Here is a 12191-nt window from a genome sequence, read left to right as displayed (position 1 = left end):
TTACTTTCGGTGAAAGTCAGAACCTATAGACAGTAATTATCCCGAATATCCGCTTATTTGTCATTTTTGCTTTGTTCGTTTCGGAGTAGCAACCAGGGAAATTTTCGTCACTTTTCGGCTTTCGACTGTGAAGAATATGGGTAATATGGAAAAACATGGGGAGATTTTTCTGAAAGAAGTAGGCATTTGTCCCGAAAGAAGTAAGCGTTTTGTGAAAATGCTTACTTCTTTTTCCGGAAAGCCCGGCGCTATTCTCTCAAAATCCCGGCTTTCGAAGCCTTCAATCCCGGCTTTTCGGCTTGCAAAGTCCCCTTGAGGGAACTTCCTTCTCCCAGATGTGTCTCAAAAAAGAAATGTGGCGTTTTTCAAACAGCATGTTTTATGTCTTTTTGAAGCCGGGATGTAATAAAGGGTGGCAGATTGATAAATCATCGGGATACTATCCAACTATCCGGTATTCTGTTTTATATAAATTTGCCCGGGCTTACATCTTTCGACGTATACCCGGGCAGATTTTATGAGATATTCTCTGTGTAGATCAGTGTGATCGGTGGTGAAACTTCTTAGTCGAAAAGACTTCTGAACTTCTTGAATATCTTTTCTTTAATTGAAGTACTTGGCTTGAAGTTCTTCGATTCTTCCAGCTTTTCCAAAGTACTTTTTTCGTCTTTACTCAGTGTCTCCGGCACATATACACTTACGTTAACCAGCAGGTCTCCTGTGCCGTAACCGTTTACACTTGGCAACCCTTTACCGCGGAGTCGGAGCACTTTTCCCGGTTGTGTACCTGCTTCGATTTTTACCTTCACTTTTCCGTCGATGGTTGGAATTTCTACCGCACCTCCGATAGCTGCTGTAGGGAAACTCAGCAATAAGTTGTATACCAGATCGTTTTCATCACGAATCAGCTCCGGATGTGGCTCTTCTTCCACCAAAATCAATAGGTCGCCCGGGATACCGTTATGTTTTCCGGCATTTCCTTTGCCGCCCATAGAGAGTTGCATGCCTTCTGCTACTCCGGCAGGAATTTTTACTGTTACTACTTCCTCACCGTATTCGATACCTTCTCCACCACAAATCTTACACTTGTCTTTAATGATTTTTCCCTCGCCATTACAAGTAGGACACGTAGTACGTGTCTGCATGGTTCCTAAGATGGTTTGCTGGTTACGGATTACCGAACCGCTGCCTTTACAGGTCGGACAAGTTTCAGAACCGCCATTACCTTCTGCCCCTGTTCCGTGACAGTGCGAACAAGGTACATATTTTTTTAGTTTGAATTTCTTTTCAACTCCTGTAGAGATCTCTTTCAAATTCAGCTTCACCTTCACCCGGAGGTCTGAGCCACGGAATTTTCTCTGTTGAGAACCTCCGCCTCCAAATCCGCCGAAGCCTCCGAAACCACCACCGAATCCGCCGCCGCTATGGCCGCCGAAAATATCACCGAACATAGAGAAGATGTCGTCCATAGACATTCCGCCACCGAATCCTCCGAACGGTCCGCCGTTTCCGGCTGCTCCACTCATTCCTGCATGACCAAACTGGTCGTAGCGGGCACGTTTATCCGGATTGCTCAGTACGTCATACGCTTCGGCTGCTTCTTTAAACTTTTCTTCTGCTTCCTTGTCACCCGGGTTTTTGTCCGGGTGATATTGGATGGCTTTTTTCCGGTATGCTTTCTTTATTTCTTCGACTGTTGCCTCTTTCGTGACTTCCAGCACTTCGTAATAATCTCTTTTTTCTGCCATATTTTAGTTTCGTTGATTTTAATTATGTTAGCAAGTTTGTCGTGTTCCGGTTATTCACCCACAACTACTTTTGCATGGCGGATTACTTTGCCGTTAAGGGTATATCCGGTCTGTACACAATCCAGTATTTTACCTTTCTGTTCTTCTGTCGGAGCAGGGATCACAGCGATGGCTTCGTGATAATCCGTATCCAGCGGTTGGTCTTTGGTTTCGATAACCTTTACTCCATCCTGCGACAGGATAGACAGGAACTTATTATATATCAACTCAACACCCTCTTTTACGGCAGCTACGTCCGTAGCCGTTTCCATAGTTGTCAGTGCACGTTCCATGTCGTCGATTACCGGCAGAATACTTTTGATGCTCTTCTCACCACCGTTCAGAATCAACTCTGCTTTTTCTTTGATGGTCCGTTTACGGTAGTTATCGAATTCAGCCGAAAGACGGAGATATTTGTCCTTCTGATCTTCGATCTGGCTATGGGCTTCTTCCAGTTCTTTTTCCAGTTTCTCCTCTGCGGTCAGCGGTGTGCTTTCCTCAGTGGTTTCTTCGTTTTGCGACTGTCCTTCAACGGTATCCTGAATATCGTCTACTGTCAACTCTTCTTCTTTCTTGGTTTTTTTTTCTTTTGGGTCCATATCTATTCTGTTTTTATTCTTGTTAAACGGATTTAGTTTCATGTCAATACGGCATTTTAATGTATTGGCTTTGCAGCAAAAACTTTGCCAGTTTGTTTGTTTTGCCAAAAAACGCAGCAAAGGTAATACTTTTATGTCAGATTGACACATTACTGATAGTTCGTTATTCACTAAAAATGTCTACCTTTGTCACCGCATTATTTGATAATAAATAAATTAAGGAATAATAATAGAATGATTACAGTTTCAAACGTTTCGGTACAGTTTGGTAAAAGGGTATTGTTTAATGATGTAAATCTGAAGTTTACAAGTGGAAATTGTTATGGTATTATCGGTGCCAATGGCGCCGGCAAGTCAACTTTTCTCCGTACGATATACGGTGACCTCGACCCGACTACCGGAAACATTACGTTAGGTCCGGGCGAACGCCTTTCGGTATTGAGCCAGGACCACTTTAAGTGGGACGCTTATACGGTAATGGATACCGTAATGATGGGTCACACCGTGTTGTGGGATATTATGAAGCAGCGCGAAGCCCTTTATGCCAAAGAAGATTTTACTGATGAAGACGGTCTGAAGGTTTCCGAACTGGAAGAGAAGTTTGCCGAACTTGACGGATGGAATGCTGAAAGTGACGCAGCTATGTTGTTGAGCGGTTTAGGTGTGAAAGAAGATAAACATTATACATTGATGGGTGAATTGAGCGGTAAGGAAAAAGTGCGTGTGATGCTGGCACAGGCATTATACGGAAATCCGGATAACCTGTTGCTTGACGAGCCTACCAATGACCTGGATATGGAGACTGTTACCTGGTTGGAAGAGTATCTCTCTAATTTCGAACATACCGTGTTGGTTGTAAGTCATGACCGTCACTTCCTCGATTCTGTCTGTACACATACGGTCGATATCGATTACGGAAAAATCAATCTTTTTGCCGGTAACTACAGTTTCTGGTATGAATCCAGTCAATTGGCCCTCCGTCAGCAGCAGAACCAGAAGGCCAAAGCTGAGGAGAAAAAGAAAGAACTGGAAGAATTTATCCGCCGTTTCAGTGCCAATGTTGCCAAGAGCAAGCAGACTACCAGTCGTAAGAAAATGCTCGAAAAGTTGAATGTTGAAGAAATCAAACCCTCCTCCCGTAAATATCCGGGTATCATCTTTACTCCGGAGCGTGAGCCGGGCAATCAGATATTGGAAGTTTCCGGTTTGAGCAAGAAGACCGAAGAAGGGGTTGTATTGTTCAACGACGTGAACTTCAATGTGGAGAAAGGTGACAAGATTGTGTTCATTTCCCGTAATCCGCGTGCGATGACTGCTTTCTTTGAGATCATCAACGGTCATATGAAGCCTGATGCAGGACATTTCAACTGGGGGGTAACAATTACAACTGCTTATCTTCCTTTGGATAATACCGAATATTTCAATACTGATTTGAATCTGGTCGACTGGTTGAGCCAATACGGCGAGGGTAATGAAGTTTATATGAAAGGTTTCCTGGGACGTATGCTTTTCTCCGGTGAAGAAGTACTGAAGAAAGTGAGTGTACTTTCGGGAGGTGAGAAAATGCGTTGTATGATTGCCCGTATGCAGTTGCGCAATGCCAACTGTCTGATTCTCGATACTCCGACCAATCATCTCGACTTGGAGTCTATTCAGGCATTCAACAACAACCTGAAAACCTATAAAGGCAATATCCTTTTCTCTTCACATGACCACGAATTTATTCAGACCGTTGCCAATCGCGTGATTGAGCTGACTCCGAACGGTATTATCGATAAGATGATGGAATACGACGAATACATTACTTCCGATCACATCAAAGAGCTGAGAGCCAAGATGTACAAGTAATGATGTACGGTTTTGAACGATGAACGATTAACGATGAACAGGTTGTGCCTGAATGGGCGCCTGTTCATCGTTTTTTTGTTCGCATTCACTTTATTTATCGTTTACTGTTGTTCATCGTTCATAGTTTATCATTCATCGTTATTTTACCTTTCTCCATTTATTACGTATCATATATAAACAACATATACCGTGGCTTATGGAACAAAAGGAAATACAGGCATTAGTAGAAAGGAGCAGGAAGCAAGATGCAAGTGCATTTGCTTTGCTTGTGGCAGAGTATCAGACTTTTGTTTTTCGCCTGGCATTCCGCTTGTTGTGTAATGAAGAGGAAGCGCGGGATATGGTACAGGAGACTTTCCTGCGTGTCTGGCTTTCGTTGGACAAATACCGTCCTGAATTTCGCTTTGCGACCTGGCTTTACAGGGTTGCGTGTAATATTTGTTATGATCGTTTGCGGGTTTTACAACACTCGCCGGCCGGAGCGCTTTCCGATATTGCGTTTTCCGAGTTGCCCATTCTTTCCGATGATAACGTCGAAGCAGTGTTAGTCAACCGGGAGTTGAAAGCACATATCCTGTACTTTATGCAACAACTGACTCCTAAGCAGAAGCTGGTATTTACATTGCGCGATATAGAAGAGTTGGAAATCAAAGAGATCGAGATTATTACCGGACTTACATCGATCCAGATCAAAACAAACCTCTATCTCGCTCGGAAGAGTATCCGTAAGAAGTTGAATGAAATAAATAAAGAAAGATGAAAAAGGAAGAAATTAATTATGAAAGGTGGTTGGGACAGTTAAAAAAGACACCCCCCATTCTGGAAAATCCGGAGGCATTGACCGAAGATATTATGCGTGCTGTCAAGGCGGCTTCTTTCAGAAGTCCGGCCAAGCGCAGACCGAATCTTGTTGCCTGGTGTTCGGGCATTGCTGCAACTTTGCTCTTGGCGATATGGGTAGCAGAAACGATGTCTGTTGATTCATTTCCCTCGTCTGAAGTAATCATCATACCGGAGCCCTATCAATCGAATACTTTCACAGGCAGTCTGGAGCATAGAGGTTTGACGATAGGAGAGAAGCAGGAACTTTTCTTTACCGCATCCCGTAATCGGAAAAGGGAAATGCTTAAACGAGAACGGCTTTATACTCAGTATAAACAGATAATGAAGAGTGAGTGATCTTTAAAAAATAGATGCGTATGAAAACAAAAAATCTTTTACCGATATTGTTGCTGGCCGTTTCAATGGTGTCCTGCACCACCTATTATCAAGTGAAAACCCAGGTTTTTCCTGATGGATCGGCTCGTAGGGAGGTTTATGCCTTTGGCGATTCTGCATTCATGGCCGGAAATCGGGCACAAAATCCTTTTATGTTCTCATTGGATTCCGGTTGGACGGTGATGCGTTTTGATTCTGTCCGGATGCATAATTATTTTGGAGAGAAGGAAAAGATAAACGTGTGTGCCAGCAGGGAGCAGGCTTCTGTCGACTTATTTTCGGAGCAGGTCCGGCCTAAAGATCCGATGTTTCGTCCTTTGGTGACTCCGCGGGAAACACTGACCAAACATTTCCGTTGGTTCTATACGTATTATACCTATAACGGTGTTTATCCCGAACTGACAGAAAAAGGGCCTGTACCTCTGAAAAACTATCTGAACGAGTCGGAACAGAAACTTTGGTTTCAGGGCGACGACACTGCGTATCGGGGAATGAACGGATTGGAGATGAAAGAAGTGCTCGATCGTTTGGAAGGACAATTTGTTCAATGGTACAACCGTAGTCTCTATGAATTAAGTCTTGAAGTGATGCGGCCTTTTATAGCTGACCTGAAGCAGGGTGACTATCTTTCACGCCTGAATGCGGCTAAGGATTCATTGTATCAGGCATATCGGCCTCAGAATGATGATCCGGACTTCTCTCCGGCACTCGTTTGTCAATTACTCGATACTCACTTTCATACTGATTGCTTTTCGCTTCTCTATAAAGAAAAACAGCAGGAAGTGGATCAAAAATTTGATGAGGAAACACGTTCCGTTGAGTTATTTGGAGTGGTGATTCAATATGAACTCAATATGCCCGGACAAATGCTTTCGGCAAATACAACCTTTAGGGAGGATGGTCATTGGGTCTGGAAAGTAGATGCCTATCGTCTTTTGGCAGGCGAATATCTTTTGACTGCCGAGTCGCGCGTACCCAACATCTGGGCCTTTATCCTCACCGGCTTGCTAATTCTTTTGGGTATAGTCTATTGGATAAAAAAGCGATGAACAAGAAGGAGTGAAGTTGTGTCAAAGGTCCTTTCACCACAGATTGCACTGATTTCCACAGATTATTCGTGTCGTTAAAATTCCTTCTGTGTTCCTCTGTGCCCTCTGTGGTGAGTTTTTTGATATGCTCCCGTTTTTTATCGTTTATAAATCAACTTATTTTTCCCTTCCCCGAATAAATTGTCTCCTATGGTTGTGATTTTATCTCCTTTGGCAACTACGTAGCGTAGCCTGTCACATCCCATGAAAGCACCATATTCGATGGCTGTAATGCTTTCCGGCAATTCCACGGTTCCACACAGACGTCCGCAATTGCTGAAAGCCCGCTGTCCAATGCTTTTCAGTCCATGAGGTAAACGAACGCGGAGCAGGTATTTTTTTTGTGAGAAAGTGAAGTCCGGGATAGCTGTCGCATTGGTCTTTTCGATGTCTACGGCAACCAGATTCGGCATATAATCCCGTATCAGTTTAAAATCGGCTGCATCCAGTTTACCTTCGATGGTCAGGAAGTTGATCTCTTTCGGTTGTAGCCCTGCTTTTTGTATTTCACTTTCCAGTGTGCTCAAAGCACCTACCTCTATTTTAGCTTCCAATGGTTCGCCTTCAATGAACGCAAAGTTATCCCAACGATTTTTCAGCCGGTATTCATCACTTGCTCCCAGTGGTACGAAGATTGCAGTGATGCTGTCAGCCAAAGCTCCCGGCAGCAGGTTGGGAGGAGTTTTCTTTTTGATCTGGCAGATGTTCAGGTTCTCGCATCCCATAAAGGCTGCATCTTCAATGTTCTTGATTTTTTCCGAAAGAACCACTTTCTTTAGGGTCGGTTTCCCTTTGGCAATGCCGTTTTCCATCTTGCAGAAAGCATAGGCCGGAACAAAGTTTGGCATGTAAATATAGAATTTATCCGGATACGTACCTTCTTTTCCCGAATACATACTGATACTTGCATTCGCTATATCGAGCACTTGCAGATTTTTGAATTCATCGCGCAGATGCTTGAAGTCCACTGCGTTGATCTTTCCTGTCAGAGTGAGGTGAGTCACCTGATTTGCTTCTTCTTCCGTCATCATCGAAATAAGAGTTCCCGGTTTGCTGACGAAATATGTTTTCTTAACTTCTTGTGCTGTAGCTGCAAATAGATTGGCAGCAAGGGCTATTCCTATAAACAGATGTTTTATTTTCATATTTATGATAAATGTTTAGACAAATATAGCGAATCATACTTTATCTCGTTGAGAGTTTTAGGAAAATATAGTTATTTTTGTCCTTCAACTAATAAATTAACAAAATGGAACAACAAGAAAAAGAGAACAGTCCGATCCCCTCTTCGGGAGGAATTCCGGCATTTGCAAGTATTGCATTATTTCTGGTGGGTTTCTATATTCTTATACCTCTGTTTGGGATTATCCTGAGTTCTATCCCTGTATTAAAAGAGTGGAGAATGGGGGCTTTCTTTATTGGGGAGGGAGCTATGTTGCTGAGCGTGTTTGTTGTTACTTTCCTGATGATGCAATTTCTGGATCATCGTCCCTTCTCCGATTTAGGATTCAGTCTGAAAGGACGTGGTAAAGACATCTTATACGGCTTTTTGATGGCAGTGCTTATCTATACCATTGGCTTTGCTGTTTGTTTGCTGACCGGTCAGATTGAGGTTGTCGGTGTTCATTTTCATTGGAGCGATCTGTTCTTGAGCGGGCTGTTTTTCGCTATGGTTGCCATTGTCGAAGAAACTATGATGCGCGGATATATTCTGGGGCGCTTATTGCGTACGCGACTCAATAAATTTATTTCTCTTTTCATCTCTTCCTTTTTGTTTGCGTTGCTCCATCTGATGAATCCCAATGTGGCTTTTTTGCCTATGCTTAATCTGGTGTTGGGAGGATTATTACTGGGAGCTGCCTATCTTTATACCCGTAACCTTTGGTTTCCAATTTCGCTTCATTTCTTTTGGAACTGGATTCAAGGGCCCGTGCTTGGATTTGAAGTCAGTGGCAATCGTTTCTGTGAAACCTTGTTTTCACTTCGCCTGCCCGCAAATAATCTGATCAACGGAGGAGCATTTGGTTTTGAAGGTTCGCTGGTTTGCACGGCATTGGCAACGCTCTTTACACTGCTCATAATCTGGTGGTTTGAACAATAAAAAAATGTCCCATGTTCCGCTGAACTCTGGGACATTGATAAAACAAACACCACATTTACTTCACAGTAAGTCAGAGTGGAAAAGCAAGGACGCATTTACTTCGCAGTAAGTTTGTTGCGCACTATTAAACACAAACAAAACAAAATAAAAGCTGTACAACAGCCATTATAACACTTGCATCAATGTAGGTTTATATTAATTTGTCCATAAGAGAGAGCATAAAGTATGTGGGGGTGAATCTTATTCTAAAATTTATACGTTGTTCCCACCATTAACCCCACTGTTCCCCTTATGGGTTCCTGAAGGTCAGCCCGATAACTTCTGTCTTTAAATATATTGATTCGGGGTTCCAGCCAAAGCCCGGTATGCGCCGACAACCTGATTTCTCCCTGTAGTCCGATGCGGCCGTTCAGGATGATGGAAGATGATGATTCCGTTCCGGGAAAATAGCTCCCGATGCCACCTGCCACTGTCAGGTTGAACACGTGGCTGTCCCGGTCGGAAAAAAGCCTTGTGAGGTTGCACAGATAGTCGATGTTGAGGCTGATATTAAAATCGCGGTTGCTTCCGCTTTCTTCATTATCTAAAAAGGCGGTACTACTGCCGGCACTGATCCGCATTCCGTTAATTTTGTCGAACCATTTACCTAAAGCGAATTCCGTGTCGAACAATACATTTCCGGTGTTTCCCGTGCCGGCCGCCAGTGAGGCAAAACCTCCTTTAAGGAAGGTCAGGGTAGTGTATCCTGCCGGTTTGTAAGTAATACCTGCCATTAGTGATCCTGCCAGGTTATATCTTTTCCACGATGGCTGGTTGTCCACCCGGTCCGGATAAAGTGCCAGTTGTGGCTCGATAAACAGGTTAAAAGCAGACGATACATTCAGTTTCCCTTGTAATCCTGCCCTCAATCCGTATGAATGGATTGTTTTTTGGTCTTTTATGATAGTGGCCTGATAACTGAGTCCGAGAGCGCCGATCACTTCGAATACCCGCTTCGGGTTGTATCTGGCGGCAAATGCACTGATATTGATCAGGTAGTCTACATTGGCTCCTGCCAGATGCATATCCGTATTTCCTTGTTTCCACTGTGTATATTCCCCTCCGGCCCGTAATCCTATGACGGGAGTCAGCCAATTGCCTGCCATGAATGATGCCCGTGGTCCGTGAGCGGTTTGTCCGCCTCCTACGTTAAACAGATAACCGATGCCCGATCCGACAGAGAAAAACAGATGTTCCGCCCCTCTCTTCGAATGGAACTTTTCCGCTCCCTTTCTTTTGGGTATCAAATATTCTGAGGCCTCTATATTGTTTTTTCCCGCTGTTGAATCTTGCTTTTGCTCTTGTGCTGCCAGAGTTCCGCATAAGCCGAAACCGACTCCTAACAGCAGGATTCTTTTATAGCTCTTTCTCATATTCTTCATTGCTTTATCGTTCTTTCTTCATTCAAGCCGTTCTCTTCCGTTTCGGTGTCTTCCGTTTCGGTTTTTTCTTTTGTTTTCTCCGCTTTTTCCTTCTGTTCTTTCTTTTCCTCTTCCAACTGTTGCAGTAGGTCGGTTACGTCTCCGTCTATCTGCGCAATCTCTTTCAGTGACGGATCTTCGTTCAGGGCCCGTTTTATGAAAGCATATGCTTCGCTCACTTTGTCCAACCTGTTGGCACATGCCGCCCTTAGATAATAGCTGAGTGGTTCATCCGGTAGTTCTTGTGCCTTTTCCCACGCTTCTTCATTTTGCTTCATGGCCATTAATAATACCACTTCATTTATGCCGCCTTGTGTTCCGAACCGTTCATAAGCATCCTCAAAATGCCCGTTGTAAGCTCCAACGATGGCTCTTACGTCTTGTGTCATGTCGTTGTCCGGCAAAAAGTCTATAATGGAGTCCGCCCGGTTATAAGCTCTTTCGTCCATTAAGGCGATTACCTGATTACAGAGTAGTTCTGTGGGAGCCGATCTGCTGACAAACGGTTCCAGCAATTTGCTGTCTGCTTTCTTTTGTTCTATCAGTAATGCAGCCAATTCGTTGGCCATAATCATAAATTTAGGATATTGTTCCAGTGCTTGTCGGCAGATTACTTCGCGTGTAGAGTCATTATCGGCATTCAGGTATATCCGCCAAAATTCATAGGGTACCAATTTTTTATAGTCCTGTTTATACATTATGCGTATTTCTTCATCGTTCAGTAATCTCATCACCGAATAGTTGAAACTATATTCCACCCGGCGCAGCCGTGGTAAGTAAGTCGTTAGAATGACATTCCGGTATTCCGGTAGTCGTAGGATCCGGCTGTATTGCGAGGCCATGTTGTCCGGATAGTAATTGATGATTTCCCGTAACTTGTCTGTAGGCAGTGAGTCGTGTTCCATCGATTCTGCTACCTCTTCCCATGAGGCCACCACTCCCTCTGTATATGTACTGTCTTTTATCGCGTCTATAGTACCTCCGTTCAGAAAACCAAAGATACGTTTCAGCGTACTGTCCGTGCGTTTTTGTGCCAGTTTCAGATTCGACTGATACGGACCTTCTGGCGACGATACTCCTTTGACGGAAAACGACAGGAATTCCGAGTTCGGATCGTTTTCTATTTCCTGCAGGCGCAAGCGCATTTTCTCCAGTTCTCTTTGGTTGTTCGGATCCTTTTCGTCTATCGTTGCCGAGTTGATCAGAAAGTTCAGCTTCACTTCTCCTCTGTCGCCTCTTTGTTGTTTTTGAGGTTTAGGGATGTATTTTTCATCTCTGATTTTCATGCCATCCGCTTGGTACGTAAAGAAACGCATCGGATTTACCGTACCTTTGGCTATCACTACTGTATCTTTGTATGCCAGTTTTTTATATTCTACCAGATACATGTAGATGTCACACCGGCATTCATCGTCCGGGTTATCCATATAGAGGGAGTCTACGTAGGCAATCACTTCATTTTTATCAATCTTTTGCGTTTTCTCCTGAAAAGGTGCTAACGGGTCTCTGCTCAGGTCGAATTCCATCATTCGTTCCAATGTGATGGCATACTCCTTTCCGGTCACCACTGCCGGGCGGAACAGGCTCTGTGTTTTACGGGTAATATTCACCAACATCGGTTGCACTACGATACGTGTGTTCGGCTTATACATTTCTTTGGGAATTTTTACTTTTGGGTGGATGATGTATTGATTTCCGATGATCTCGATGTCGGTTGGTTCCGGTAGCAGTTTGTCCACCACTTTTTTGGCGGTGATCACCACTTCGTCAATCATCGATGCTTCGTACGAGATCACTACGTTTATCGTTGTCTTTCCTTTAAGTTTTACTGTTTTTGATGCGTAGGCAAAGCCCGAGAAATGGAGGGTCGTACTGGGATCTGCCATGATCTTGAACTTTCCGTCCAGGTCTGTGATGCCGTATACATCTCCCTTTTCATTCTGGTCTCTGATTACGATAGAGATGGCAGGCTCTCCCTCGTCATCGATTACGCTTCCGCGTATTTCTACTTTCTGGGCTTGTCCCCATGCCGGAATAATGGCGTATAGGGTCACTATCCCCAATAGCAAAAATCTTTTGATATTCATTAG

At 43.8% G+C, this 12191-nt stretch carries 10 protein-coding genes; 5 read left to right on the top strand and 5 right to left on the bottom strand.

What is annotated here, in order from left to right; all coding sequences use genetic code 11:
• Window positions 1–563: 563 nt before the first annotated feature.
• Both dnaJ and QK890_RS04060 read right to left on the bottom strand, forming a co-directional pair.
• Window positions 564–1748 (bottom strand): molecular chaperone DnaJ, encoded by a 1185-nt coding sequence (gene dnaJ / locus QK890_RS04065; protein WP_367627207.1) that lies wholly within the window; start codon window positions 1746–1748, stop codon window positions 564–566.
• 50 nt (window positions 1749–1798) lie between these two features.
• A complete protein-coding gene (locus QK890_RS04060) occupies window positions 1799–2386 on the bottom strand; it encodes a nucleotide exchange factor GrpE (RefSeq protein ID WP_005776532.1) in 588 nt (195 codons plus the stop codon).
• Between the two features lie 234 nt (window positions 2387–2620).
• On the opposite strand from QK890_RS04060, the gene QK890_RS04055 reads away from it, so the two are divergent.
• From QK890_RS04055 to QK890_RS04040, 4 genes are all read left to right on the top strand, one after another.
• Complete coding sequence (locus tag QK890_RS04055; protein ID WP_005776533.1) at window positions 2621–4234, top strand: ABC-F family ATP-binding cassette domain-containing protein; 1614 nt, start codon at window positions 2621–2623, stop codon at window positions 4232–4234.
• A gap of 196 nt (window positions 4235–4430) precedes the next feature.
• On the top strand, window positions 4431–4994 hold the full coding sequence (locus QK890_RS04050) for an RNA polymerase sigma factor (protein WP_005776534.1): 564 nt from the start codon (window positions 4431–4433) through the stop codon (window positions 4992–4994).
• On the top strand, window positions 4991–5413 hold the full coding sequence (locus QK890_RS04045) for a hypothetical protein (RefSeq protein WP_005808978.1): 423 nt from the start codon (window positions 4991–4993) through the stop codon (window positions 5411–5413). Before QK890_RS04050 ends, QK890_RS04045 begins: the two co-directional genes overlap by 4 nt.
• 20 nt (window positions 5414–5433) lie before the next feature.
• A complete protein-coding gene (locus QK890_RS04040; RefSeq protein ID WP_032544027.1) occupies window positions 5434–6501 on the top strand; it encodes a hypothetical protein in 1068 nt (355 codons plus the stop codon).
• Between the two features lie 137 nt (window positions 6502–6638).
• Here QK890_RS04040 and QK890_RS04035 read toward each other — a convergent pair whose 3' ends face one another.
• A complete protein-coding gene (locus QK890_RS04035) occupies window positions 6639–7685 on the bottom strand; it encodes a leucine-rich repeat protein (protein WP_005808974.1) in 1047 nt (348 codons plus the stop codon).
• A 104-nt stretch (window positions 7686–7789) separates the two neighbouring features.
• Between QK890_RS04035 and QK890_RS04030 the strand changes: the two genes are divergently transcribed.
• Window positions 7790–8641, top strand: coding sequence for a CPBP family intramembrane glutamic endopeptidase (locus QK890_RS04030; protein ID WP_122200316.1), 852 nt, complete (start codon window positions 7790–7792; stop codon window positions 8639–8641).
• 245 nt (window positions 8642–8886) lie between these two features.
• On the opposite strand, the gene QK890_RS04025 is transcribed toward QK890_RS04030, so the two are convergent.
• Both QK890_RS04025 and QK890_RS04020 read right to left on the bottom strand, forming a co-directional pair.
• Window positions 8887–10053: a hypothetical protein gene (locus QK890_RS04025; RefSeq protein ID WP_032536352.1), complete on the bottom strand. Its 1167-nt coding sequence runs from the start codon at window positions 10051–10053 to the stop codon at window positions 8887–8889.
• 5 nt (window positions 10054–10058) lie between these two features.
• On the bottom strand, window positions 10059–12188 hold the full coding sequence (locus QK890_RS04020) for a hypothetical protein (protein WP_367627206.1): 2130 nt from the start codon (window positions 12186–12188) through the stop codon (window positions 10059–10061).
• Window positions 12189–12191: the final 3 nt, after the last annotated feature.

The organism is Bacteroides sp. NGMCC 1.200775, assembly GCF_040798045.1.
In the GTDB taxonomy this organism is placed as follows: Bacteria; Bacteroidota; Bacteroidia; order Bacteroidales; family Bacteroidaceae; genus Bacteroides; species Bacteroides hominis.
Note: the sequence above shows the minus strand (reverse complement) of the source record. Positions and strands in the feature narration are given on the sequence as shown.

Bases quoted from the DNA above. Each gene is read 5' to 3' on its own strand.
- dnaJ (WP_367627207.1), bottom strand. From the start codon at position 1,748: ATGGCAGAAAAAAGAGATTATTACGAAGTGCTGGAAGTCACGAAAGAG.
- QK890_RS04020 (WP_367627206.1), bottom strand. From the start codon at position 12,188: ATGAATATCAAAAGATTTTTGCTATTGGGGATAGTGACCCTATACGCC.
- QK890_RS04045 (WP_005808978.1), top strand. From the start codon at position 4,991: ATGAAAAAGGAAGAAATTAATTATGAAAGGTGGTTGGGACAGTTAAAA.
- QK890_RS04030 (WP_122200316.1), top strand. From the start codon at position 7,790: ATGGAACAACAAGAAAAAGAGAACAGTCCGATCCCCTCTTCGGGAGGA.
- QK890_RS04040 (WP_032544027.1), top strand. From the start codon at position 5,434: ATGAAAACAAAAAATCTTTTACCGATATTGTTGCTGGCCGTTTCAATG.
- QK890_RS04035 (WP_005808974.1), bottom strand. From the start codon at position 7,685: ATGAAAATAAAACATCTGTTTATAGGAATAGCCCTTGCTGCCAATCTA.
- QK890_RS04025 (WP_032536352.1), bottom strand. From the start codon at position 10,053: ATGAGAAAGAGCTATAAAAGAATCCTGCTGTTAGGAGTCGGTTTCGGC.
- QK890_RS04050 (WP_005776534.1), top strand. From the start codon at position 4,431: ATGGAACAAAAGGAAATACAGGCATTAGTAGAAAGGAGCAGGAAGCAA.
- QK890_RS04055 (WP_005776533.1), top strand. From the start codon at position 2,621: ATGATTACAGTTTCAAACGTTTCGGTACAGTTTGGTAAAAGGGTATTG.
- QK890_RS04060 (WP_005776532.1), bottom strand. From the start codon at position 2,386: ATGGACCCAAAAGAAAAAAAAACCAAGAAAGAAGAAGAGTTGACAGTA.